This window comes from Gordonia sp. CPCC 206044, from assembly GCF_048537895.1.
Taxonomy (GTDB): domain Bacteria; phylum Actinomycetota; class Actinomycetes; order Mycobacteriales; family Mycobacteriaceae; genus Gordonia.
Genome location: NZ_JBCLVL010000002.1, coordinates 319,347 through 344,840 on the forward strand (window position 1 = coordinate 319,347; position 25,494 = coordinate 344,840).

A 25,494-nucleotide genomic window follows, 5' to 3' on the forward strand; every position below is an offset into this window, starting at 1 on the left:
TGAGCTACTGGATCGTGCGCGATTGCCGCTGACACGAACGACACCGCTGCGGGTGCACACGCGGATTGTGCAGCCAACACCCCGCAGAGGTGTCGTTCATGTCGGGCCGGGCGGGCCTGTCAGGTCCGTCGAGCACGTCGAGCCCGTCACGCAACCAGCTCGGTCGCCTCGATCGTCGGCACCGCGGCCAGCAACTCCCGTGTGTAGGGATGATCCGGGTGGTCGAACACCTTGTCGGCGTTGCCGTACTCCACCACGTCGCCGTCCCGCATCACCAGGATGTCGTCCGCGACGTGGTGGATCACGCCGAGATCGTGCGAGATGAACACCAGTGCCACACCGGTTTCCGCCTGCAGACGCGCCAACAGATCGAGGATGCGTGCCTGGATCGAGACGTCGAGGGCGGAGACGGGTTCGTCGCAGACGATGACCGACGGCTGCGGGGCCAGCGCCCGGGCGATCGCCACGCGCTGGCGTTGACCACCCGACAGATGCAGCGGGTGCCGGTCACGGAACCCGCCCGAGAGTCCCACCTGTTCGAGCAACTCGGTGATCCGGGCGTCGAGGGCGGCTCCACGGAGCCTCCGCGAGCGCAGACTGTCCCGCAGGATGCGCTCGACGTTCCAGCGCGGGTCGAACGAACTCAGCGGGTCCTGGTAGATCACCGAGATCTGATGCCGATCGGCCCGCCGCTGGGCATCGGTCAACTCACTCCAGGGCCGGCCGTTGACCTCGACGGTGCCGGAATCCGGTGCGGTGAGCCCCAGCACGATGCGGGCAGTGGTCGTCTTGCCGGAGCCCGACTCGCCGACGATCCCGAGAGTACGTCCCGGGGCCAGATCGAAGCTGACCCCACGTACCGCGGCATGCGACGACTTGTCCTTGCGGAGAAAGGCTTTCCGCACATCGCGCACCCGCACCGCGAGAGGCCGGTCGGCGTCGGTGATCTCGGGCAGCTCCGGCAGGGTTTCACCGCTGGTGAGCAGTGTTCCCTTGGACGTCCGTGACGGCACGGACGCCAACAACCCGCGGGTGTACTCGTGCCGCGGTCGCAGCAGCACGTCCGCCGCGGCACCGTATTCGACGACCTCACCGCTGCGCATCACCGCGACCCGATCGGCGAGGCGCGCGACGACCGCGAGGTCATGCGAGATCAGGATGACCGCGTTGCCGCGTTCCTTGGCGTCGGCGAGAACGTCGAGGATCTGTGCCTGCACGGTGGCATCGAGGGCGGTGGTCGGCTCGTCGGCGATCAGCAGCTTCGGGTCCTGTGCGAGTGCCGAAGCGATCAGTGCGCGCTGACGCAGACCTCCCGACAACTCGTGCGGTCGTTGTCCGGCCCGGACACGCGGCTCCGGCACACCGACCAGCGAGAGGAGTTCGACGACCTTCTCGTCGCGTTCGGCACGCCGCCGCGCCGCGTTCGGCCCGCGTACCGATCGGTGTGCGCCCCACGCCTCCCCGATCTCGCTGCCCACGGTGCGTAGCTGGTCCAGTGACACGAGCGCGTCCTGCAGCACGAAACCGATGTCGCGACCACGGATTCCACGCCACTGCCGATCGGTGAGCCCGATCAGTGACCGGCCGTCGAAGGTGATGGCCTCGGCATCGATCCGTGCGCCGTCACCGGTCAGGCCGATGAGCGTGCGTGCGGTGACCGACTTGCCCGAGCCGCTCTCACCGACGATGGCGAGGCATTCGCCCGCCGCGACACTCATCGAGACGCCCTTGACCACCTCGCGGCCGTCGAACGAGACATGCAGGTCGCGGATCTCGGCGAGCGGTGTGCGGTCGCGGGCGACAGCAGGCTCGGAGGACAGCAGGGTGCTCATCGGGATGCTCCTTCCAGGCGGGCGCCCAGGTGGCGGCCCAAGGTGGTGAATGCGAGTGCGACGATCACGATGACCAGGCCGGGGAAGATCTCCAGCCACCACGCCACGGTGATGTAGGTACGCCCGGCGTCGAGCAGTGCACCCCATTCCGGTGCCGGTGGGGCGACGCCGAGCCCCAGGTAGGCCAGCCCGGACGCCCAGATGATGGCCTGACCGATACCCAGGGTTGCGGTGACGATCATCGGTCGCAACGCGTTGGGTGCGATGTGCTGCACCAGGATCCGGCCGGGCGAATGTCCGAGTGCGGTGGCGGCCTCGACGTAGGGTGCGTTGCGGACCGCGAGGACCTGCCCACGGACGATGCGCGCATATCCGGGCGCGATTCCTATACCGATCGCAAAGATCAGTGTGGCGGCGCCGGGTCCGAACACCGAGGTGAGAAGCAATCCGAGCAGGATCGTCGGGAACGCGAACATGACGTCGATCCAGCGGTTGGCCAGCGCCGCACCGATCCGCCGCGACAGCCCGGCCGCGATACCGAGCGCGACGGCCAGGACCAGGGCGACCCCGACCGCACCCAGCCCGATGCCCAGTGACTGCCGGGTCCCGAAGATCACCCGGCTGAACAGATCTCGGCCGGAGAGGTCGGTCCCGAACCAGTGCGCCCAACTCGGCGGCGACAATGTGGCATCGAGATCGATGGCCAACGGATCGTGGGGTGCCAACACACCCGGCGCGATGACCGCGATGAGCAACAGCACCAGGACCACGCCGGCCGCCGCGGCGGACACCGGCACGGCGGCCCGCGGTGTCCTCTTCTGCTCGGACCGCTGCTCGCGGCGTGTCGTCAGGACGGTCATGGGACCTCGATCCGTGGGTCGATGACGGTATAGAGAAAGTCCACCAGGAGGTTCGCGACCGTGTAGATCGCGGCGACGAGCACCACGATGCCGCCGACCAGAGGCACATCACGAGAACTGGCCGCGGCGACCAGCGTCTGTCCGATACCTGCTCGGGCGAAAACGGTTTCGGCGATGACCGCGCCCGACAGCAGGGCGCCCATCGCCCATCCGGAGACGGTGATCGCGGGTAGCACCGAGTGACGAAGCACGTGTCGGGCGCGCACCGAGAGGTCTCCGAGCCCGCGACTGCGGGCGGTGAGGACGAACGGCTGATCCAGGGCGCGCGCGAACTCGTCACGGGCAACGCTGCCGAGGAAGCCTGCGAGCGGGATCGCCAACGTCAGCACCGGGAGGACGAGTCCGTGGATGCCGGTTCCGCTCTCCACCGGGAACCAGGCGAGGTTGATCGCAAAGACCACCAGCAGGATCGAACCCAGCCAGTACTGGGGCAAGCCGGCGCTGACGGTTTCCAGCAGGGCACCGAATGCGCCGAGTGGTCCGCGGCGCCCCGCGGTCAGCGTGGTGGTCACCAGGACCAGCAGCCAGGCCACGACGAGGGCCGACACCGTGAGGATCAGCGTGGGGCCGATCTGTTCCACGATCACCTCGGTGACCGGTTGTTGCAGTTGGTAGCTCGTACCCAGATCGCCGTGCAGCAATCCCTTCAGGTAGTGCAGGTACTGCTGCCACACCGGATCGGTGAACCCGTACTCCGAGTTGACCGGCGCGATCTCGTCCGGGGTGCGCTCGCGACTCTCCCCCGACGACAGGTTCAGCAACAGGGTCGCACGATCACCGGGCGCGAGTACCTGCAACAGGAAGGTGATGGTCGCCGCCGCCCACAACACGAAGATCGCGGAGCCGAGCTTGGCCAACCAACGTAGCCACGGGCCACCACGCGGCGGGCGTGCCACGACTGCCTCGTCGGTGTGTGTCGACTGTTCGGACACCGTTGTCATCGCACGAACCTCGCATCCGAGAAGACCGGTTCACCCTGGGACTTCTCCACCCACACGTCATGCAGCCGCGGCGTACTCGCGATCGACGTGGTCTGGGTGTAGAGCCCGATGGACAGGGCCTGGTCGCCGATGAACCTCTGGACCTGACCGTAGAGTTGTTGTTGCTCCGCGGGATCCGACGACGCGTTGGCCTGCTCGATGAGTCCCTGCAATCGCGGATCGTTGTAGAAGGCGGTGTTGTGCGGGTTCGGATTGTCGTCGAGCCGCTGCCGCCAGTTGATGTAGAGCAGACCGGGGGTCGGGCTCGTCCAGTAACCGACGTAGGCGTCATAGGTCCCGGCCTTGGCGTACCTGCCGCCGAAGTACTCGCTCTGCGTGGCCGGTACGAGGTCGATGTCGAATCCGACCTCGCGGGCCTGATAGGCGATGTCCTGCAGGATCGCCGAACCCTCGGGGCCGACGATGGCGTCGGCCGCGTACACGATGTGTGCGGTCAGGCGACGTCCGTCCTTGACCCGGACACCGTCGTCGTCTCGGGCGGTCCACCCGGCTTGGTCGAGGAGCGCGTTCGCCTTCGCCGGGTCATGACCGTAGGTACCGGCCGACGGATCGTAGTCGGGTGTGCTCTGGCTCAGCGCACCGTTCGGGTTGTACGGCACCACACCGAGATACGCGGTCTCGACGGCCTTGCGCCGATCTGCGGAGTAGGCAAATGCCTGACGCACCCGGACGTCGTCGAACGGCGCGTGTTCGACGTTGAGGGTGATCGCGTTGGGACGGCCGGGAGTGACGTACTGGTCGGTCTGGAAACGCGTGGTCGCGTCGGCCCAGTTGAGCGCGGGCACGTTGTAGATCACGTCGGATGATCCGCTGGTAAGGGAGCCGTATCGGAGCACCGGGTCCTTGAGGAACTTCCAGATCACCTTGTCGACGTAGGCCGGCCCTTGGTGTTTCGCGTTCGCCGGTGCCGAGTTGTAGTTCGGGTTCCGCACGAAGGTGATGCTTCGATTGCGATCCCAGCGGTCGATGATGAACGGCCCCGAACCGACCGGTTGTGAGCAGTTCGCCTCAGGCCCGCGAGCCAGCGCTGTGGGTGACTGGATGCCGAAGTAGCCCTGCGTCAGGACGGTGAGCAACGGGCTGTACGGCGACTTCAGGTGCAGCGCAAACGTATTGCGATCGATGACCTCACCGCTGTCGTAATACTGCCCGATGTAGGCGGCGACGGTTCCGTTCGGCTTGTCCGGGTTCAGATAGGTGTCGAAGTTGGTCTTGACCGCGGCCGCGTCGAGCACTGAGCCGTCGGTGAACCTGACGTCAGGCCTGAGGTGAAAGGTGTAGGTCCGACGGTCCGGCGAGATCTGCCAGTCGGTGGCCAACCACGGCACGACCTTGCCCGCATCGTCGAGCGAAACCAGGTTGTCGAGGTACTGCCGCGCCAGATAGGCGTTCTGCACCCATCCACCGTGGATGCACGGCGGTTCCTGTTCGTGCCCGTACTCGATGACGCCACCGGAGACGTACTCGCCAGCAGTGGCGGGTACGCCCGGCGACGTGCCGTCACCGGTTTCGGGTCTGCTCCCGCAGGCGGCCAGCAGTGTCACCACGGACAGGCCGACCGCCAGCAGGGTTCGGGTCCGCACACGGCGGACGGATCTGGACACGGCTGGTCTCCTCGACTCGACTGGGGCCGCGGCGCATGTGGGGCCTCGACACACAGTCCGACGGCAACCGGGGCGCCTCGATGCGCACCCGGGGATTCGGCGTGAACGGTAGCGAGCTGCGCACGGCCAGTCATCTCTTCGGTTCACCGTGAATACAACGTCTCGTCCGAAGGGGCATCGTGGCTATCGTCAGGCAAGTGGCACAACCGAAACCTCTGCGCTATTCCGCATTCGTGATGAACACGACCTCGCACATCCTGCACGGGGCGTGGCGGGCTCCCGACGCCCACCAGACCGACTTCAATTCGTTGCAGCATTGGATCGATCTGGCAAAAGCCTTGGAGGAAGCCCGGTTCGACTTCATCTTCTTCGCCGATGTGGTCGGTCTCTACGACGACTACCAGGGTGACTGGCGCAAGTTCGTCGACACCGGGCTGCAGATCCCGAGCAATGACCCGCTCGTGCTGGCCTCCGCCCTGGCCTCACACACCGAGAACCTGGGTATCGCGATCACCAGCTCCATCCTGCAAGAGCATCCGTTCGACTTCGCCCGCAAGATCTCCACACTCGATCACGCCTCGCAGGGGCGGATCGCCTGGAACATCGTCACCAGCCTGTCCGACAACGCGTGGCGGAACTTCGGTCACGACGGCATCAACGGTCACGACGACCGGTACGCGTGGGCCGATGAGTACGTCGATGTGGTGTACAAGCTGTGGGAAGGGTCCTGGGACGACGGCGCCCTTGTCCAGGACAAGGCACGCGGCATCCACGCCGATTTCGACAAGGTGCACAAGATCCACCACGTCGGTGATCGATACCGCGTCGAGGGACCGCATCTGGTCGCACCCTCTCCGCAGCGCACTCCGATTCTGTTCCAGGCCGGCTCGTCGCAGACCGGCCGCCGGTTCGCGGCGCGCAATGCGGAGGCCCAGTTCATCGTCTCGCCCAATCCTGATGCGGCACGCGGACTCGTCGACGACACCCGTCGATTGGTGGCCGAAGCGGGACGCGATCCACACGACCTGCAGTTCTTCCAGGGCCTGTCATTCGTCATCGGCAGCACGGAGGAGGAGGCGCGGCGTAAGTCCGCCGAACTCGACGAATTGATCGATCCGGGCACGATGATCGCGCATTCCGCGGGTGGGTTGGGGATCGATCTCGGGTTCTACGATCTGGACACCCCGATCGGCGAGATCCGCACCGAGGGCACGCAGAGCACTCTCCTGTGGCTGCGCGAAGCGGTACCCGACCGCGAGCCGACGGTGCGCGACCTTGCCGAACTGCGAAGTCGCAGTGGTCGTGTGGTGGGCACCCCGGAACAGATCGCGGATCGGCTCGAGCAGTGGCGCGACGCCGGGGTCGACGGCATCAACGTCATCAACGCGACCATCCCGGGCAGCTACCTCGAGTTCGCCGAGCACGTGTTGCCGGTGCTGCGTGAGCGCGGCCTGGCCCAGCGCGAGTACGCGCCGGGAACGGTGCGCCGCAAGCTGACCGGGCAGGATCGTCTACCGGACAGTCATCCCGCCGCGCGGTATCGCGGGGCGTTCAGCGAACTCGCCGAGGCGACCGCGTGACCGCCATCGCCGCGCGGGTGCGTTCGGATCAGACCGCGGTGCTCGCCGAGATCGCGGCCGGCGCCGCCGATCGGGAGCGCACCGGAACCGATCCGCACGAACAGATCCGCCTGCTCGCCGAGTCAGGCTTCACGGCGTTTCCGCTCGAGGACGATGCCAGTGTCGTCGAGATCTTTGAGTTCCTGATCGCATTGGCACGGGCCGACCCGATCGTCGCCCACATCCTGCGCGCACATTTCTGGTTCGTCGAACAGGTACGTCGTCTCCGTGACGGGCCCGACCGCGACCGCTGGGCCACCGAGATCCGTTCCGGAAAGATCTTCGGCAACGCGACCAGCGAGCGGACCGGTTCGGCAGGTGCCCGACAGTTCCAGACGGCACTGTCGCCGGCCGCCGGAGGGTGGCAGCTCACCGGGGCGAAGTTCTACAGCACCGGAACCGCGTTCTCCGACTTGGTGGCGGTGACCGCCACGGTTCAGGGCGGCGACCACGACGGGCACATCGCGAAGATCGTGCTCCCCGTCGATCGCCCCGGTGTGACCATCGTCGACGATTGGGACGGGATCGGACAGCACCGCACCGGAACCGGATCGACCACGTTCACCGACGTGTCCGTCACCGACGTCGACATCGTGGAACTCCTCGACCCGGCGGCGGACCGGCCGGTGGCCAACGACGCGGCGTTTCTCCAGCTCTATCTCCAGGCGCTCATCACCGGCATCCTGTTCTCGGTGGGCGACGACGTAGCAGCCCTCCTCCGCTCGCGCACAAGGACATTCGACCACGCCCAACACGCCGAGCCGCGACACGACGCCGTCCTGTTGCAGACCGTCGGTGAGATCGACGCCGCCGCCCACGTGTCGCGAGCGGCGGTGTTGTCGGCGGCGGCGGACGTGGAGAAGGCGTTCGCCACTGCGCGCGCAGGTCAGATCGACACCGAACTCTTTGCAACCGCATCGCTCGCGGCGGCCCGGGTCAAGGTCCACGTCGACCAGGTCGGATTACGCGCCGCGACAGCGTTGTTCGATGCGGGTGGCGCGTCGTCGGCGAGCCGGGCGAAGAACCTGGACCGCCACTGGCGCAACATCCGGACGGTGACACTGCACAATCCGACGTCGTACAAGGCGGTCGCAGTCGGCGACCACCTGGTCAACGGCGCTCCGCTCCCCCGTAACGGCTACTTCTGAGAGGACACGGATCGGGGCAGGCGGCCGTCGGTGGGCCGGAGGAAGCGACGCCTCTCACGCCACTCGCCCACCATGCGTCGTTGCTGGAATCGGAGGTCGTCCACCACCTCGCGTGACGGATGATCGGGGTTGCGTAACGCGTGCGTGACGGCACCGAGGAGCGTGTTCATCGGCATCATTGCCGACGGCGGCCGCACCCGGTTGTAGATGTCGCTGAGTGTGTGGGCGAAATCCGGTCGCTGTTGTGCCTGCATGTACAGCTCGTACTCGAGGGGTGACGGTTCGCTGCCTGCGGCAAGGAAGTTCGTCCACTGGTACACCTCGATGCAGCCACGTTCGCGGTCCGCCGCCCATGTGGCCGTGGCCCGATCGAGCGCATCGAGATCGACGCCGTCGCGGGCGCCGAGGACGGGTGCGATGGCCTCACCGAGCAGCCGACCGTACCGCAGACCGTCACGAATCCCTTGCGCGGTGACCGGATCCTTGAAATGTCCGGAGTCGCCCGGCAGCGCCCAACCCGGCCCGCTGGATCGACGAAAGTACGATTCGATGCCGGTGCAGGAACGGACCGTCGACACCATCTCGCAACCGTCGAGTCGGCGTGCCAGGCCGGGCAATGACTCGATGCCCGCGAGATAGGCGTCGTGCGCTCTGCGCCCACGGAAATCGGGTGCGAGGTCGGCCGGCGGCTGCAACAGCGACAGGAGACCGCCGCCGTCGCACGGGAACGCGGTGCCGAGCAGCCGTCCCGTCCGCCACTGGGAAGCGATGTGCCGCAGATCGGTTCGGTGATCCTTCCAGTATGCGTAGTAGCAGGCACGGCCGCTCGGCGCGGCCAACGTCGGTGTTCGCACCCCCACCCGTTCGGCGACAAAGCTCCTGCGGCCGTCCGCGCCGACGACGATGGGGGCGTGCACCTCGTGGGTGTTGTCGTCACCGTCGGTGAAGATCACCCCGGCGATCCGGCCGGCTCGCTCGACCAGTCCGGTAGCGGTGCAACGGTCACGGAGATCGGCACCGGCGGCTGTGGCCGTGTCGACGAGGATCCGGTCGAGATGGGTGCGGCGCACGCACAGTGCGTAGTCGATCCCGGCCACAGCCGAATAGACGGTGCGCCAACCGATGTCGTCGAGGGTCGCCTCGGCGATCGGCATCCGCGGGGCTCCGGTGGCCGACACCGCAGGCAGTGCGCCGAGTGCCTGGACCTCGGCCACCGTCGTCGGCCAGAGCAGATGCGTGGACAGGGTGTCCGAGCCGAATCGCGCGGAGTCGACGGCGAGTACACGCAGTCCTCGTTGCGCCAGTGCGATGGCGGTGGCACATCCGGCGATCCGCGCACCCACGATGATTGCGTCGAACTCTTCGACCTCGGCGCTCATCGGCGCTCCTCCCGCCCTCAGACAGATTGTCTGACACAGTGTCAGGCCGACGTTATGCCTGCACAGTCGGGGTGTCAAGGACACGCGTAGCATCAGGCGCATGGGTTCGGTGACCAGATCGCAGACCGCGCATGTCGTCGCGCGTCGCGCCGGAGTGGCCGAGCGGGTACTCGCGGCCGTGGAGGAGTTGCTGGCCACCGGCGAGCGGTTCACCGAGATCCCGGTGCAACGCATCGCCGAGCGTTCGGGCATGTCGCGCACGAACTTCTATCAGTACTTCCCGAACAAGAGTCAGGTGCTGATCGAGGTGGCCGACGTGGCGTCGGCCGAGTTCTTCGCCGCACCGACGTCCTGGTTCGCCGACGATGCGTCGCTCGATGCCGGCGTGGCAGGTGTCGAGCGGGCGATCGGGGCCATGGTCGACGAGTTCCGCAAGCACTGGCCGCTGATGCGAGCACTGAGCGAGGTCGCTGCCTACGACACCGAGGTCGCCGCGTTCTGGTTCGGTCGCATCGATGAGTTCATCGGGTTCGCGAGCAATCGGGTCGCGCACTGGCGGGTCGCCGGCCGGATCGACCCTGCGGTGACCGGCGAGTCGGTCGCCGCCATCACCTGGATGGTGGAACGCAGTGTCACACAGCATGTCCTGCATGGCCGCGACACTGCCGACGAGCAGATGGTGGCAGCGCTGTCCCGGACCATCTGGCTGACGATCACCGCAGGCGCGCGGTGACCTTTGATCACTGAGGTTGTCGGACCCGGGTCGTAGTGTGCCTTCATCGCGAACCGACGGTGGGAGGGCGATGACACTCGCAGACAGCACATTCAGGGACCACTGGCGGTCACGGCTCGGCACGGTCACGACCTTGCAGCGCAACCAACTGCGGTGCGATCGCCGCCTCGTCGCCCGTCACGCTCGAAATCCTCGGGGCGAACGGATTCGACAACTCGAGGAGGAACTGACGGGTCTGACGGCCGCCCTCCGCGACATCGACATGGCGATCAACGACGAGCGCTGTGTCTTGGTACCCGACGGCACCGAGGGGTTACACCGCGCCCTGAACCGTCGGTGGGTCATCCGACAGCGGATTCGCGAGGTCTCGCGTCACCTGTCCGACCTGTCTGTTCAGCCACCCGATTCCGTCCTACGGTCCGTGCTCGGTCGTTTCGTGGTGACTCCCGGATGCGTCGTCGAGATCCGCTTCGCCGACCAGACCACGCCGGATCGGGTCGAGCTCATCACCGAGCACGACGTGCGGGATGAGCGGTGTTCCACCAGGTCACCGCTGGGACGGGCCCTCCTCGGGAAGCGGCCCGGTCAGGTCGCTCGGTACCGCACCTGCGCGGGTACCGAGCAGACGGCCACGGTGATCCGCATCGTCAGGACCGCTTGACCACAGAGTTACGAAGATGGTCGATCTCGTTCAACGACAACACTTCTCGCCGCCCGTCGGACACCAGGATCCGCGACACCGACGTGTAGAAGGGGTCGGTGAAGAACATGTGTGAGGTGCCCAGGACGTACGAGAGGTAGGCATTGATGACACCGCCGTGACAGAACACTGCCACCGCCGATGCGTCGGCGCGGGCAGCGGCGTCGACACCGGCGACGACGCGAGCGCGGAACTGCTCGGGATCGAACGTGTTCGCGCCCAGACGTCCCGCGTTCATGTCGTCGAAGAGCTGTTGGCGATCCGAATAACCTGCAGCGGCCCCATAGGTCGTCCACCCGTGCGAAAGCTCCACGAGCCGCTCGTCGACGGTCGGGCGCACCGCGATCGCGGCGCCGACGTGCTGCGCGGTCTGCAGGGCGCGCCGCACAGGACTGCTCACCAGGTGATCGATCTGTCCGTACCGACCGTCGGCCACGGCCGCGGCGAGCCGCGCGGCTTGATCCTCACCTTCCGGGGTCAGCGCCGGATCGGCACCGTTCGGGTCGGTCACGCGAAACGGAAGTGCGTGGCGGATGAGGAGCAATTCCATACGGTCAGTTCATCGCATCGCGGTCAGGGGTGCGACGCCGGGTCCGTTCGGTGACCCAGGGACCGCAGCGCCGACGACGCCGCGTGATAGCCGCACAAACCGTGAATCCCGGCGCCGGGCGGTGTCGACTGCGAACAGACGAACACTCCGTCGACACCCGTCGCGTACGGGTCGACGGCGAACCGCGGGCGCAGCAGTAGCTGGAGTCCGTCGTTGGCCCCGCCGATGATGTCTCCGCCGAGATAGTTGGGATTGTGAGCGTGGAGCTGCTCGGTGCCGGTGCTGCGGACTGCGACGATGCGCTCGCGGAAACCCGGGGCGAACCGCTCGATCTGCGCGGTGACGACCTCGGTGGCGTCCCCCGAATATCCGCCGGGTACGTGCGCGTATGCCCAGATCGGGTTGATGGTGCCGTTGCTGCGGGTGGGGTCGGCCAGGTACTGCTGTCCGACGAGGACAAACGGTCGCTCGGCCATCACGCCTGCGGCACGCTGCTTCTCGGTTGCGGCGATCTCGGCGAAGGTCCCGCCCAGGTGCACGGTGCCGGCACGGCTGCATTCCGGGTTACGCCAGGGGATGTCGCCGTCGATCGCGAAGTCCACCTTGAATGCCGCCGCTCCGGTACGAAAACGTCGGTAGGACCGCCGAATTCGTCCGGGCATGAGGTCGCCGTACAGGGAGAGGACCTGGGCGACCGACAGATCCAGCAATACGACATCGGCGTCCGGGATCTGCGACCGGGAACCGACCCGGACTCCGGTCTCGATCTTGCCGCCGGCGGCGCCGAGTGCTGCGGCGGCGGCCGCGGTGATCGCGCCGGAACCGCCCTCGGCCACCGGCCAACCGAACCGATGACCACTGGCGAGGATCATCAGACCCAGCGACGCGGTCAGTGGTCGATCGAGGCGGTTGAACGCGTGAGCGGCCACCCCTCCGAACAGCGCACGCGCGGGCTCGGTGCGGAAGAAACGCGCGACGGCGCCGGCGGGAAGCAGCGCGCGCGGCCCGAAAGCAGCCAGCCGGAGGGGATGTCGGGGGACGTTCATGATCGGTCGCAGCAGATCGTCACCGAGGTCGTCGAAACCCGCGGCCAGGTCCCCGAGTGCCAGCCGCCACCGCCGTTCGTCTGCGCCCAGGCCGGAGGCGGTCGCGTCCAGCGACTGGAACAGCACACCGACGTCACCGTTGTCGAGAGGATGGGCGCAGTCGATCTCGGGCCAGCGCCAACGCAATCCGTACGACTCGAGGTCCACGGCGCGCCAGAACGGTGAACCCACACCGAGCGGGTGAAAGGCCGAACAGTGATCGTGTACGACACCCGGGACCGTGAGCTCACCCGACCGGGCACCGCCACCGACCGTGTCGGCTGCCTCCAGCACCTGGACGTCGACACCGTTGCGGGCGAGATGCAGTGCGGCGGCCAGACCGTTGGGGCCGGCGCCGACGACGACGGCCGTGGGCTGTGCAGACGACATCTCCCCACAGTGCCGTTGGTCGGATGGCGGAGTCAATGGCGGGTGGTGGTGACCTCGGCTCGCGCCTCAGCTCACCAGATCGACGTCGCCCGGGCGACGGTTGACCGTCAGGCCGCGGCGACCTTGTCCACGGCCTTGGTCAAGATCGACTCGAAGGCGTCCGCGTCCGGTGTGCCGAGCGCGCCGCCCGACGACACGGCCACGCTGTAGCCGTTCACCACGGCCCATGCGGAGAACGAGGTGGCATTCACCTTCTGCCCGTTGACCGTCGAAGTGGAGGTCTGCTTGACGGCGAACACGTCGTCGGCCTTCAGATCGGGCACCTCCAGCGGCGCATATTCGATGGTGGTGGAGACACCGGCGGCCTCACCGGCCGCCATGGTGGCCGACACCTTGGCGCAATCGCCGGTCATGGCCTCACGCATGTCACCGAGGTCGTTGCTGCCCGGCATCACGCTCTCGGTGAGAGTCGAGGAACCGGAGGCAGCGACCAGCATGCCGATCTTGGACACATCGAAGTGGTCGGGAATCGCTTTGGGCGGTGCACATTTCGCGGGTTCTACCGAACCTCCGTGCATCGAGTTCACCAGGTTGTCGGCGGCCTGCTGCACCTGGGACTGTGGGATCGGCATCACCTGATAGCCCGCCGGTAGATCGGCCTTGGTGAGCACGAGGTCCTTCGCGGGCACCGTCGCCTGGGCGTCGGCGGCTGTCGCCGCGCCGGGTCCGGCACTCGTTGCGTCGGCAGAATCCGCGGAGTCGGAGTCACCACAACCCGCCATCAGGACCACGGCTGCCGCAGCCGCGATCACCCCTGTCGTCGCCCGCATCGCCACCCGCATCGCCGCCCCACCCCCGTGTCGAAGAAAATATCGGATGCAGCTTAGCGGACGATCGACGGTGCGAGTCCTCAGGCGTCGGCGATGCCGCGCTCGACCAGCAGCGAGAGAACCCGACCGGCGAGCTCCTCGATGTCTTGTCCGGTGGTGTCGAACCGCAGGTCCGGCTGAGCCGGCTTCTCGTAGGGCGCGTCGATTCCGGTGAGGCCCTTGAGTTCGCCGCTGCGGGCACGCGCGTATAGCCCCTTGGGATCGCGACGCTCGCACTCCGACACCGGCGTGCTCACGTGGACCTCGACGAAATCGAGGTCGGCAGCCCGGTGCAGTTCGCGGGCGATCTCTCGATCGGAACGCAGCGGCGACACCATCGACGCGATCGACACCACTCCGGCGTCTGCGAACAGTCGCGCGAGATGGCCGACGCGCCGGATGTTCTCGGCCCGATCGCCCGGGGAGAAGCCGAGATCGTCCGAGATGCCGTGCCGGATGTTGTCACCGTCGATGAGGTAGGCCACCCGACCCCGACCCACAAGTGCGCGTTCGAGTGCCACAGCCACCGTCGACTTGCCGGACGCCGGCAAGCCGGTCAGCCACACGGTTGCCCCGCGCTGTCCGGTTTTCCGCCAGCGCTCACCACGGCCGAGGGAACTCGGATGCCACTTGATGTCATTGCGGGTGGCCTTGCCCGGCACCACCTCTCGCGCCTCGCTGATGGTCCCGGCGCCGACGGTGTCGTTTGTCGACTCACCGATCAAGATGAAGGCGCCGGTGTCCCGGTTCTCGACGTATCGGTCGGCAACCACCACCGACGACGTTCGCAACGTGATGGTGCCGATGTCGTTGAGGTCCAGCGTGCTCGGTCCGACCTGTTCGATCAGCGTCTCCGGATCGAGACGTCGTTCCAGCGACTGCACGGTGGCACGGACCGTGGCGGCACCATGCTTGAGCGCCACACGGTCGCCGGCGTGCAGTGGGGTGTCCGACAACCAGCAGACCGTCGCGTCCAGTTCGCGGGCGAGCACGGGCACATGCGCGGACTCCGCGGCATTGACGATGACATCGCCACGTCCGACATCGATGTCATCGGCGAGCTCCACCGAGATCGACAGGGGCGCAACGGCAAATGTCCGATCATCGTCCAGCGTGTCGACGGCGGTGACGACACTGCTGACCCCCGACGGCACGACCGTGACCGTATCGCCCACGTGCAGACGCCCGGCGGCCAGACGCCCGTAGTAACGCCTGCGATGCAGTTCGGTGGGCCGCGACACCCATTGGATCGGCAGACGCAGTTCGTCGGTGGTCGGCGATGGTGCCGCCAGATCGACATTCTCGAGGTACTCGAGCAGTGTCGGACCCGTGTACCACGGTGTGCGGTCGGAGCGGTTGACGACATTGTCACCGTGCTTGGCAGCCACCGGGATTGCCGAGATGTGGTCGATGCCGACCTGAGTTGCCAGTTCCTCCAGGTCTTCCTCGATCTCGGCGAAGCGCGCCGCCGAGTACGCGACGAGGTCGATCTTGTTGACCGCCGCGATCACGTGGGGCACACCGACCAGGGCGGCTATCCGTGCGTGGCGTCGGGTCTGTATCTGTAATCCGTTGCGGGCGTCCACGAGAAGCACGGCTACGTGGGCGTTGGAGGCACCCGTGAAGGTGTTTCGGGTGTACCGCTCGTGACCGGGGGTGTCGGCGAGTACGTACGCACGGGTGTCGGTGGAGAAGAAACGGTAGGCGACGTCGATGGTGATGCCCTGTTCGCGCTCGGCGCGCAAGCCATCGGACAGGGCTGCCAGATCGGCGACTCCCTCGTCGTCGGTGACAGCTTCGAGGTGATCGGTCGGCAGACTGCCGGTGTCGTGCAGGAGCCGTCCGATGAGCGTCGACTTGCCGTCGTCGACGCTACCGGCGGTCGCCAGACGGAGAATCTGGCGGCGACGGGATCCCGGTGCGAGGTCATTGGTGTTGGGCAGAGCGGTCGTGGTCATCAGAAGTACCCCTCGCGTTTGCGATCCTCCATGGCCGCCGACGACGTCCGGTCGTCGGCACGGGTCTCACCCCGCTCCGACACGGTGGCATCGGAGATCTCGGCGATGATCTCCGGGATGGTGGTGGCCCGGGATCGGACCGCGCCGGTGATGGTGAGGTCTCCGACCGTGCGATAGCGAACCGATTCGGTTGTCACGGTCTCCCCGACGCGTGGGCGGCTGAACGGGGAGACGGCGAGCAGGATGCCGTCGCGGTCGAACACCTCGCGGTCTGCGGCATAGTAGATCGACGGGAGGTCCAGTTCCTCGAGCTGGATGTATCGCCAGATGTCGAGTTCGGTCCAATTGGACAACGGAAACACCCGCACGGATTCCTTGGGCCGGATGCGCCCGTTGTAGATCGACCACGGTTCGGCGCGTTGCGATCTCGGATCCCACTGTCCGAACTCGTCGCGGAAGGAGAACACTCGTTCCTTGGCGCGGGCGCGGTCTTCGTCGCGGCGAGCGCCGCCGAAGGCTGCGTCAAAGTTCCCGGCCTCCAGCGCGTCGAGAAGAGTTCGGGTCTGCAGGCGGTTACGCGAGCCGGACGGATCGGTGGACTCGGCCACCCTGCCCGCGTCGATCGAGTCCTGCACCGACGCGATGATGAGTTTGATGCCGGCCGGATTTGCGTCGGTGGGTGCCACACGACGGTCCCGGAACGCGATGACCTCGTCGAAGTTGTGCCCGGTGTCCACGTGCAGGATCGGAAACGGTAGTGGGTGCGGGCGGAAGGCCTTCTCCGCCAACCGGAGCAACACGATGGAATCCTTGCCCCCGGAGAACAGCAGCACCGGCCGTTCGAGTTCGGCGACCACCTCGCGGATGATGTGCACAGACTCAGCCTCGAGTACACGAAGGTCGGCCACGTGATCGAAGTCGACGGCGGGCCGTTCGGTGACCGGGTCGTCGGCGACGGTGGGTTCAGCGGTCATAGCGGATATCCGTTCCGTGCGGCGTCGTCTCGGTAGCGCTGCGCCCATTCCTTTGAGCGCGTGTTGGATTGAGGCTTGAGCGGTGGTGGTGGCGCCAGATCGGGATCCTGACCGATCGCCTCGAGCACCCGGGCGGTGGTCTCGGTGGGATTGCGCACCAAGTCGGTGAACCCGACCTCCACGGGTTCGATCGATTCCGCGGCGAACCAGCGGCGCCAGTGGCGATCCTGTTCCAGCAGGATTGCGGCCAGATGGGCGATCCCGCCCGCGTGGTAGACCGCGCCGTCGTCGTGATCGGCGTGGACACCGTCCTGGTCACGCCAGACCTGGGTCTGTACCGCCCGCCACATCGAGACCGCCTGCGGCACCACGTCTTCGCGGTACACGTGTACGTACACGGGGTCGACACCGTCGAACAGGGCACGGACCGCGGTGCGCAACGATCCTGAACCGACGCGGCTGCGTGCGATCAGCAGCGGCGTCTGATTCCACATCAGTTTGCCGCCCCACACGCCGTTCGGTGACCGGCCCTGATCGAGCACATGCTCGCGCCACTCCTGGCTGCTGCGGATGTCGACGACCCCGTGGTCGACGGGTGCGAGCAGGTCGATGATGTCCGGGTCGGTGACACCCGTGAACCACTCTCGGGGCTGCGGCGACTGCGAAGAGGTCGCGAAGTACTGAAAGAACTCCTGCGGCTTTCCGGCAATGCCGGTGGCGGCAAGCGACTCCACCAGCAGGGTGCTGCCACTGCGCTGGCTCGCGCACACGAGGTAGTTCGAAACGTCGGACACGCGGGTCAGTGTAGCGGCCCCGAAACCGGCTGCAACCTGGGATTTTTCGGTCAGGTGCGCAGAAAGTCTTTACAAACTCGCGGCCATGTGCGTGGGGCCCGATCACTCGCGTTCGGCATCGCGGACGGTGGAGATCTCGCCGGTCAGATCGCGACGTTCACCTCGCGGACGACGTGACGGCAGGGCCTCTTCTTCTGCTTCGTTCGCGTCGGCCTTGGCGTAGAACGCCGCCATGAACCGCTCCGCGATCGCGGTGCCCTCCCGATCGTCGGGGATCACGTCCTCGGTGGTGACGCGCCACTGCGCCAGGACGTCTTCCAACCGCTGCCGGGTGTCGGCGTAGACCGGGTCGTCGGCGAGGTTGTGACGTTCGAGGGGATCGGTGGCGAGGTCGTAGAGTTCGTGACGCGGTCGTGGCGCGTCGATGTCGTCGTGATCCAGCGACCGGGCCGACGGGCTGTCGGCGATGTCCAACGGCAACAACAGATTCGGCCGCTCCGCAAAGTTCTCGATGTAGCTGAACTCCTTGGTGCGCACCGCACGGATCGGGTCGAATGCATCGTGGTAGGTCTTCTCGCTGAAAACCTCTGTGCGGGCTGGGCTCTCGAGGTCGGCGAGGAGTTGGGTGGCGTGGGACACCCCGTCGACGCCCGAGGGCGTGGGCACCGACAGCAACTCCAGCAGAGTCGGGGTCAGGTCTACGCCGGAGAAGAGGTCGTCGTAGGTGTGCGGGGTGATCGCGCGGCGACCGGGAGGGCGGACGATGAATGCGATTCCCGTGCCCTCGGCGTACAAGGTGGACTTGGCGCGGGGGAAGGCCAGGCCGTGGTCGGTGAAGAAGACGATCCACGTCGTCTCGTCGAGGCCGAGTTCGCGGACCGTGTCGAGGAGCCGACCGACTGCGGCGTCGGCCTGGGTGATGCTGCCGTGCAAGCCGGAGAGATCGTCGCGCACGTCGTCGGTGTCGGGCAAGAAGTCGGGGACCGTGACGGTCGACGGATCGACATGCTTGTACTGGTCCGCCGGATAGGGACGATGGGTCTCGAAGAATCCGGCGGTCAACAGGAACGGGCGCTCGTCGGATGTCTGGGCGCGCCGGCGCAGCCAGTCCTGGGAGCGGGCGACGACGTAATCGCACAGCGAATCCGACACATCGATCGTGTCGAAACCGAGACCGGTCGGATCTGCGCTCTCGTGCTGCATGCCGAACAACACCGTCCGGTAGCCCACCTCGGCGAGCACAGCCGGCAGGGTGCGTACATCGCTGCGGTATTCGAAGCCGTGATGTGCGAGACCGACCAGTCCGTTTGTGTGCGGGTAGCGACCGGTGAACAGCGAACCGCGCGAGGGCGAGCACAACGGTGCGGTGGCATGAGCGTCGGTCAGCCGGATTCCGTCGGCTGCCAATGCATCCAGATTGGGACTCTCGACGCCATCGACCCCGTAACACGCGAGGTGGCGTCCGAGATCGTGCCAATGGATCAGGAGGACGTTCTCGCGTGGCGCGGCGCTGCTCTGCCCATCAGCACCTCTCACGCCATTCGCATCGGAGCTCGGCATTCTCCCATCATGCACGATGCCTCTCACCTGCACGAATAGGATCGCGCGCAGCGCATGCCGATACCGGCGGCTGCCTGTTCGGATCAGCGTGAGCAGAAGTCGTGGACCGGTCCCGCTGCCGGGGAAACCCGGACCTTGAACCTGAACTCAGTGTCAGATAATCTCGCGTTCTCGGCGCCCGAGGCGTCAGCTCGACCCAAGGAGCCACCATGGCAAGTCTCGTCGCCGATTTCTGGCGTATCGCAGGAGAGTCGCCCGACCGCCCGGCGGTGCGCAGCGGGCAGCAGGTCTTGACCTACGGTGAACTGCGCAAGCACGTTGCCCACCGGGCCGGGCATCTGCTCGATGTGGGTGTGCGCGAGGGGGACCGCGCGGTGTTGGTCGCGCCGTCGGTGCCGGAGTTTGTCGTCGACTACTACGCCCTGCAGGCCGTCGGGGCTGTGGTGATCACCGTGAACGTGATGTCTACGGTGCCCGAGATCGGCTATGTCCTCGAGGATTCGGGCACGTCGCTGGTGCTGGCGTGGCACGAGTGTGCCGACGCGGCCAGGTCGGCCGCGGCGACGGCCGACATCCCGTTCTTCGTGATCGAGCCGTTCGAGGATGCCGGCGAGTCGTCGAAGGCGGTGCGGTCACCGGTCGACCGCGACGAGAACGCCGTGGCGGTGATCCTCTACACGTCGGGAACGACGGGCAGGCCCAAGGGTGCCGCGTTGACGGTCGCCAACATCAATTCGTGTGTGCCATCGTTTCGTACGGTGCTCGCGCTCGGCCCGGACGAACGGTGGGCGACCGCGTTGCCCCTGTTCCACGTCTTCGGGCAGGGCGTCGTGATGAACACGTCGCTCTCGACCGGCGCGAGTCTGACACTGCAGCATCCGTTCTCGCCCGGCGCGTTCATGGACCTGCTCCGCGACGAGCGGATCACCATCGCCTGCGGAGTACCGACCATGTGGAACGCCATGCTACAGGCGGCCGGTGATCATCGGCCGGCCGACTTCGCCGAGTTGCGTCTCGCGTCGTCGGGCGGCGCATCCATGCCCGGAGAGCTGATCCGCGCGTTTCAGCATCGCTTCGGCTGCTGCATTCTCGAGGGCTATGGGCTCACCGAGAGCACCGGTGCCGCAACGTATCGTGGGCCCGACGATCCTGTCGGGACGGTCGGCAAAGCGGTACCCGGGATGATGGTCGAGGTCCGGGATCCCGACGGCCGGCCGGTGGCGACCGGTGATGTCGGAGAGGTCTTCGTCAAGGGACCGGGCGTGATGAAGGGTTACTGGAACAGGCCGGAGGCGACGGCCGCAGAGCTCGTCGACGGGTGGCTCCGCACCGGCGATCTCGGCTCCCTCGACGAGGAGGGCATGCTGCGGATCGTCGATCGTGCGAAGGATCTCATCATCCGGGGTGGCTACAACGTGTACCCACGGGAGGTGGAGGAGGTGCTCTACGCGCACCCGGACATCGTCGAGGTCGCCGTTGTCGGCGTCCCCGACGACCATTACGGCGAGGAGATCGCCGCGGTCATCACCCCGCGTCCGGGTGCCACGATCAGGTCAGATGAGCTGCGGGACTGGGCGAAAGACCGACTCAGTGCCTACAAGGTGCCGCGGATCGTGCATTGCGTCGAGGAGCTGCCCAAGGGCGCGACCGGAAAGATCCTGAAACGGGCGATCGATCGGGACGTGTTGCGGATCCGTTCGATGGTCGAGTAACCCAAGCCCGGCGCTCCAACTCACCCTTGCCGGTCGAGTAGCCACGAGCGAGCGCAGCGAGCCCGAGGCGTATCGAGACTGAGGCACAAAGATCTCGACACCATTCCCCCGACCCCACCACTCGCCGGTCGAGTAGCCACGAGCGAGCGCAGCGAGCCCGAGGCGTATCGAGACCCCTACGAACATCTCGATACGCGATGGACGAGGCAATCACCCACCATCCGGACCTCAGCGTAGCGAACGCAGCCCGATCCCGTTGACCCACAATCGAGTTGCCGTGAAGACGAGATCGTCCATGTCGACCTCCTCGCTGACGGCAAAGGCGTGGTAGGCCATCCGCGACACCATTCCCGACAGTGCACGTGCTGCCTGCAGGGCATCGAGGTCGGGATCGGCGAGGCCTCGGGTCTGCAGTTCGCGGATGTGCTTGGCGTTGCGCTCGACGAACACCTGTCCGCGTCGTCGACGGATCTCGCGGAAATCGGGACTGATACCGGCGACCTGTTCGCGCACCAACATCAGTCCGGCATTCCGGCGATACGCCTCGAAGTAGGCGCGATTGGCGGCCTCGATCACCGCGGTCGGGTCGTCGGGGGAGGTGGGCTCCACATGTGGTCCGCCCGGGTGCAACATGTCCTCCTGCGCTTCGGCGAGGACCGCGTCGAGAATGTCTTCCTTGCTGTCGAAGTAGGTGTAGAACGACCCCGTCGCGCAGTTCGCCTCTGCCGTGATGTCGGTGAGTCGGGAATCGGCGAATCCGTCCCGCTCGAACACCGTGCGGGCCGCACCGACCAGTGCCGCACGCGTCCGTTCTCCGCGGGCGGTGAGCGGCGCCTTGCCGGTGTCGGTCGAACCCTTCGGCATGGCCCTATATCCCTGCGTCGGCGGCGGCCGCCATCGCACGCGCGACGTATCCGTCGACGTGTTCGGCCGTCGGCACCCCTGCCGCAGCACGGTTGGCAGGGTTCTCTTGCGCCCGGCGCACCACACCTTCCGCGATGATCGACACCTTCCACAGGCCAAGCGTGTACCAGAATTTCAGGGCTTGCGGATCGCGGCCGGTGCGGTCGAGGTACGCCTGCGCCAACCCGGCACGGTCGGGGAAGCCGTCCATGAGTTCGACCGGCTCACCGCGCAGTACCGTGTCGGTCGCCTCCGGCCAGTACGCCAGCGAGCTCCCGATGTCGGCCAGGGGATCGCCAAGTGTCGACAGCTCCCAGTCCAGGGCGGCGGTCACCGATCCGGTCGCCGGGTCGATCATCACGTTGCGCAGGTGGAAGTCCCCGTGCACCAGCGTGGTCTCGGTCTGTTCCGGCGCGCTCGCGGCCAGCCTGCGGGTGAGCTCATCCACCGCCGGGATGTCGCGGGTGCGGGAGCGCTCCCACTGGGTGCTCCACCGCTTGAGCTGCCGCGGCGCATACGGTTTGTGACTCGCGAGATCCGCCAGACCCACGTCATCGAGATCGACCGCATGGATTCGGGCGAGTACGTCGGTCATCGCCATTCCGACCTCGTGACGTGTCGACGCGGAAATCGGCTCGGCGACACTGCGATCCGACAACACGGCACCGCTGACGTATTCCATCACGACCAATGGTGCGGCACTGACCGTTTCGTCGGTACACACACCGTGGACCCGTGGCACCGGCACGTCGGTGTCGGCCAGCGCCGACAGGATGCGGGCCTCGCGGACCACGTCGTGCGCCGAGGCGAGCAGGTGCCCGACCGGGGGTCGGCGCAGCACCCATTCGCCGTCGGCCGCATCGCGCAAGACGTAGGTGAGGTTCGACTGACCCAATCCGACCCGCGACGCTGTCACCTCGCCCTCGACGTCGAGTCCGATCGCCGACAGCCAGGTGCGCAGAGCCTGCGGGTCGACGTCGGGAATCGTCGTCGGCGACGGCTCGGTGCTCATCGAGAGACGAGCGCCTGATCAGACACGCCGGCAACGGTTTCGGGTGTCGCGGCACCGTGCCGGTACGGGCGTAGCTCACGGCGCGCGATCGCGCGCTTGTGTACCTCGTCGGGCCCGTCGGCGAGCCGGAGCGTGCGGACGTGCGCGTAGGCCATGGCCAGCGGGAAATCGTCGGTGACACCACCACCGCCGTGCACCTGGATGGCCCGGTCGATGATCTTGAGCGCGATGTTGGGAGCCGCGACCTTGATCGCGGCGATCTCGGTGGCCGCCGCCTTGTTGCCCACGGTGTCCATCATGGCGGCCGCCTTGAGCGTGAGCAGCCGCACCATCTCGATGTCGATGCGCGCCTCGGCGATCCAGTCCTGGATGTTGGCCCGGTCGGCGATCGGCTGCCCGAAGGTGACCCGCGACGATGCTCGGGCGCACATCAACTCGAGCGCGCGTTCGGCGACGCCGATGGTGCGCATGCAGTGGTGGATGCGGCCGGGCCCCAGGCGGGCCTGACTGATCGCGAAGCCCTCGCCCTCGCCCTTGAGCACATCCTTGGCGGGCACCCGGACGTTCTCGAAGACCAGTTCGCCGTGGCCCTCTCGATCGACGTAGCCGAACACCGGGAGGTTGCGCACGATGGTCAGGCCGGGTGCATCGGTGGGGACGACCATCATCGACTGCTGCCGGTGCGTGGCGGCCGACGGATCGGTCTTGCCCATCACGATGAGAACCTTGCAGTCGGGTCGCATCACGTTGGACGCGAACCACTTCCGGCCGTTCAGCACGTATTCGTCGCCGTCACGTTCCATGGACAGCTCGACGTTGGTCGCATCCGAGCTGGCCACGCCGGGTTCGGTCATCGCGAAGGCAGACGCGATCTCGCCGTCGAGCAACGGACGGAGATAGCGGTCCTTGTGTTCGTCGGTGCCGAAGAGGGTGAGCACCTCGATGTTCCCGGTGTCGGGGGCGTTGCAGTTGAAGACCTCGGATGCCCACGTGACCCGCCCCATGATCTCGGCGAGCGGAGCGTACTCCAGGTTGGACAGACCCGGACCCCACTCCGAGTGCGGATGGAAGAGGTTCCACAACCCGGCTTCCTTTGCCTTTGCCTTGAGTTCGATGAGGATCGGCGGTGTGGCATGTGGATCCTCGGACGTGCGCATCTGCTCCTCGTAGACCGCCTCGTTGGGGTACACATGCGTGTCCATGAACTCGAGCAGGCTGGTGCGGTATTGCTCGCTACGCTCGGACGGGTTGAGCAGGTCCATCTGTGTCTCCTTTGTGGCTGCTACGGAAGAGGTTTCGACGGCGGGAATGCCGGGTCAGGCGGGTGGTTCGACGAGCCCACGCTGGTAGCGCCGCATTCCGCGCAACCAACGGTCGTAGTCGGCGCCCTTGTGGCGGTACATCTCCAGCACCTCCGGATGGGGCAGGATGAGGAAACGCTCGTCGTCGAGCGCCTCGAGCACCGTGGCGGCGACCTCGTCGGGGGTCAGGACCCGGCCGGCGGTCTCCACGGCCCGTTGGGCGAGGCGCGCGGACTCGTCGGGCGCGTCGTCGGGGCGCAGCAGCTTGGTGTCAACACCCATCGGGCACAGGCAACTGACCCGGATGCCCTGGTCGCCGTACGTCACGTTCAGCCATTCGGCGAAGCCGACGGCCGCGTGCTTGGTGGTCGAATACGTCGCCGACCCGATCTGCGTCAGCAATCCGGCCGCCGAGGCCGTGGACACGAAGTACCCGCGGCCTCGCTCGATCCATTCCGGCACGAGTCGACGGGCGGCGCGGATGTGCGCGAGGACATTGATGTCGATGGTCGTGGCCCAGGCTTCGTCGGTGGCGTCGAGTCCAGGGGCACCCATGATCCCGGCGTTGGCGAAGTAGAGGTCGACCGGCCCGAAACGCTCCTCGGCGAGACGGATCGTGGCATCGATGTGGTCAGACGAGGTGGCGTCCCCGGCCAGCGACGCCACCGCGTCGGCAGCACCAGCGCCGACCCGGTCGACGGCCTGCGCCAAGGCACCTGCATCGATGTCGGTGAGCACCACCCGTCCACCCGCTGAGACCAGGGCCGACGCGATTGCCGCCCCGATCCCGCCGCCTGCACCGGTGACGACCGCCACGGTCCCGTCGAGTTGCATGAACACATCCCTCCGCCGACGTTGGCCCGGCTGCCGTGGGCCTCCGGGAGATGGATGCGAACGTACTTGAATCCGCCTTCATGTTCAAGTATTCGATGGCGCCGGAGCGACGTGATTCGCAGGGGTAAAGATGTAACGCAGGTCACACTTTTCCCGAATGATCTCACGGCGGCCGCAAAGGCCCGCGCACGCACTCGGTCGGCCGAATGGCCCGCGAAGTTCGTTGCGCCGACCGCTGATCGGCTGCGCATCGAGTCGGTTCGGACGGAAGGGAGGTGATCGGCATGTTCGGAGAGATTGCGCAGTTCCTCTACCAGCTCTTCAGCGCCATCGGCGGGCTGCTCTGGTGATCGTCACGTCGGGGGCCGGCGTCGTTGCACGCCGGACCGTCGGGGACTGATGCGGTCACACGACGGCCGTCGGTACGCCCACGGTCTGCTCGCGACGGTCCCTCCGTGGTCGATGACGATGGCACGCAACGGTTCTGGCGCGCCCGTGGGTCACAGTCACCGTTCCGGCACTACCGCTCGCATCGTCATCTGATCGGTGCACGTAATCGACCACCGGGTGTGATCTGGATTACACTGAGATCCTTCGATTCGGCGATGACATCGAA

General features: G+C 66.8%; 21 protein-coding genes. 5 read left to right on the forward strand and 16 right to left on the reverse strand.

The features are described from left to right. Positions 1-146: 146 nt before the first annotated feature. From AAFP35_RS04000 to AAFP35_RS04015, 4 genes are read right to left on the reverse strand one after another with little or no spacing between them, the layout of a single operon-like run. Positions 147-1,832, reverse strand: a complete 1,686-nt coding sequence (locus tag AAFP35_RS04000) for a dipeptide ABC transporter ATP-binding protein (protein WP_419220255.1) — start codon at positions 1,830-1,832, stop codon at positions 147-149. Continuing rightward, positions 1,829-2,692: an ABC transporter permease gene (locus AAFP35_RS04005; RefSeq protein ID WP_419220256.1), complete on the reverse strand. Its 864-nt coding sequence runs from the start codon at positions 2,690-2,692 to the stop codon at positions 1,829-1,831. Before AAFP35_RS04005 ends, AAFP35_RS04000 begins: the two co-directional genes overlap by 4 nt. Next, a complete protein-coding gene (locus AAFP35_RS04010) occupies positions 2,689-3,693 on the reverse strand; it encodes an ABC transporter permease (RefSeq protein ID WP_419220257.1) in 1,005 nt (334 codons plus the stop codon). The genes AAFP35_RS04005 and AAFP35_RS04010 overlap by 4 nt, the downstream gene beginning before the upstream one ends. After that, positions 3,690-5,357 carry an ABC transporter substrate-binding protein gene (locus AAFP35_RS04015; protein ID WP_419220258.1) on the reverse strand — a complete coding sequence of 556 codons (1,668 nt, stop codon included), beginning with the start codon at positions 5,355-5,357 and terminating at the stop codon, positions 3,690-3,692. The genes AAFP35_RS04010 and AAFP35_RS04015 overlap by 4 nt, the downstream gene beginning before the upstream one ends. A gap of 197 nt (positions 5,358-5,554) precedes the next feature. Here AAFP35_RS04015 and AAFP35_RS04020 point away from each other — a divergent pair, with 197 nt between their 5' ends. Further along, the gene (locus tag AAFP35_RS04020) at positions 5,555-6,937 is read left to right on the forward strand and encodes an LLM class flavin-dependent oxidoreductase (protein WP_419220259.1); all 1,383 of its coding nucleotides are present in this window, start codon (positions 5,555-5,557) and stop codon (positions 6,935-6,937) included. Beyond that, complete coding sequence (locus AAFP35_RS04025; RefSeq protein WP_419220260.1) at positions 6,934-8,124, forward strand: acyl-CoA dehydrogenase family protein; 1,191 nt, start codon at positions 6,934-6,936, stop codon at positions 8,122-8,124. Before AAFP35_RS04020 ends, AAFP35_RS04025 begins: the two co-directional genes overlap by 4 nt. On the opposite strand, the gene AAFP35_RS04030 is transcribed toward AAFP35_RS04025, so the two are convergent. Next, positions 8,115-9,503, reverse strand: coding sequence for an NAD(P)/FAD-dependent oxidoreductase (locus AAFP35_RS04030; protein WP_419220261.1), 1,389 nt, complete (start codon positions 9,501-9,503; stop codon positions 8,115-8,117). The genes AAFP35_RS04025 and AAFP35_RS04030 overlap by 10 nt on opposite strands. A gap of 100 nt (positions 9,504-9,603) precedes the next feature. Between AAFP35_RS04030 and AAFP35_RS04035 the strand changes: the two genes are divergently transcribed. Next, positions 9,604-10,236 carry a TetR/AcrR family transcriptional regulator gene (locus AAFP35_RS04035; protein WP_419220262.1) on the forward strand — a complete coding sequence of 211 codons (633 nt, stop codon included), beginning with the start codon at positions 9,604-9,606 and terminating at the stop codon, positions 10,234-10,236. 70 nt (positions 10,237-10,306) lie between these two features. Further along, on the forward strand, positions 10,307-10,897 hold the full coding sequence (locus tag AAFP35_RS04040) for a GreA/GreB family elongation factor (protein WP_419220263.1): 591 nt from the start codon (positions 10,307-10,309) through the stop codon (positions 10,895-10,897). Here the strand turns inward: AAFP35_RS04040 and AAFP35_RS04045 are convergent. The 7 genes from AAFP35_RS04045 to AAFP35_RS04075 form a co-directional block, all read right to left on the reverse strand. After that, positions 10,884-11,486 carry a histidine phosphatase family protein gene (locus tag AAFP35_RS04045; RefSeq protein ID WP_419220264.1) on the reverse strand — a complete coding sequence of 201 codons (603 nt, stop codon included), beginning with the start codon at positions 11,484-11,486 and terminating at the stop codon, positions 10,884-10,886. The two genes, AAFP35_RS04040 and AAFP35_RS04045, sit on opposite strands and share 14 nt — an antisense overlap. A 23-nt stretch (positions 11,487-11,509) precedes the next feature. Further along, positions 11,510-12,961 carry a phytoene desaturase family protein gene (locus AAFP35_RS04050; RefSeq protein ID WP_419220265.1) on the reverse strand — a complete coding sequence of 484 codons (1,452 nt, stop codon included), beginning with the start codon at positions 12,959-12,961 and terminating at the stop codon, positions 11,510-11,512. Positions 12,962-13,068: 107 nt separating this feature from the next. Continuing rightward, positions 13,069-13,791 carry a hypothetical protein gene (locus AAFP35_RS04055; protein WP_419220266.1) on the reverse strand — a complete coding sequence of 241 codons (723 nt, stop codon included), beginning with the start codon at positions 13,789-13,791 and terminating at the stop codon, positions 13,069-13,071. An 80-nt stretch (positions 13,792-13,871) separates the two neighbouring features. Next, positions 13,872-15,788, reverse strand: a complete 1,917-nt coding sequence (gene cysC / locus AAFP35_RS04060) for an adenylyl-sulfate kinase (RefSeq protein ID WP_419220267.1) — start codon at positions 15,786-15,788, stop codon at positions 13,872-13,874. Then, a complete protein-coding gene (cysD, locus tag AAFP35_RS04065) occupies positions 15,788-16,762 on the reverse strand; it encodes a sulfate adenylyltransferase subunit CysD (protein ID WP_419220268.1) in 975 nt (324 codons plus the stop codon). Before cysD ends, cysC begins: the two co-directional genes overlap by 1 nt. After that, positions 16,759-17,556: a trehalose 2-sulfotransferase gene (stf0, locus tag AAFP35_RS04070; RefSeq protein WP_419220269.1), complete on the reverse strand. Its 798-nt coding sequence runs from the start codon at positions 17,554-17,556 to the stop codon at positions 16,759-16,761. The genes cysD and stf0 overlap by 4 nt, the downstream gene beginning before the upstream one ends. 102 nt (positions 17,557-17,658) lie before the next feature. Further along, a complete protein-coding gene (locus AAFP35_RS04075; protein WP_419220270.1) occupies positions 17,659-19,116 on the reverse strand; it encodes a sulfatase in 1,458 nt (485 codons plus the stop codon). Positions 19,117-19,325: 209 nt separating this feature from the next. On the opposite strand from AAFP35_RS04075, the gene AAFP35_RS04080 reads away from it, so the two are divergent. Beyond that, a complete protein-coding gene (locus tag AAFP35_RS04080) occupies positions 19,326-20,828 on the forward strand; it encodes an AMP-binding protein (protein ID WP_419220271.1) in 1,503 nt (500 codons plus the stop codon). 228 nt (positions 20,829-21,056) lie between these two features. On the opposite strand, the gene AAFP35_RS04085 is transcribed toward AAFP35_RS04080, so the two are convergent. Genes AAFP35_RS04085 through AAFP35_RS04100 form a run of 4 tightly spaced genes read right to left on the reverse strand, consistent with a single transcriptional unit; the run spans position 21,057 to position 24,878 of the window. Then, the gene (locus tag AAFP35_RS04085) at positions 21,057-21,692 is read right to left on the reverse strand and encodes a TetR/AcrR family transcriptional regulator (protein WP_419220272.1); all 636 of its coding nucleotides are present in this window, start codon (positions 21,690-21,692) and stop codon (positions 21,057-21,059) included. 4 nt (positions 21,693-21,696) lie between these two features. Beyond that, on the reverse strand, positions 21,697-22,743 hold the full coding sequence (locus tag AAFP35_RS04090; RefSeq protein WP_419220273.1) for a phosphotransferase family protein: 1,047 nt from the start codon (positions 22,741-22,743) through the stop codon (positions 21,697-21,699). Next, positions 22,740-24,005: an acyl-CoA dehydrogenase family protein gene (locus AAFP35_RS04095; protein ID WP_419220274.1), complete on the reverse strand. Its 1,266-nt coding sequence runs from the start codon at positions 24,003-24,005 to the stop codon at positions 22,740-22,742. The genes AAFP35_RS04090 and AAFP35_RS04095 overlap by 4 nt, the downstream gene beginning before the upstream one ends. A 54-nt stretch (positions 24,006-24,059) precedes the next feature. Beyond that, entirely contained in the window at positions 24,060-24,878 is an 819-nt protein-coding gene (locus AAFP35_RS04100) for an SDR family oxidoreductase (protein ID WP_419220275.1), read from the reverse strand. Positions 24,879-25,494: the final 616 nt, after the last annotated feature.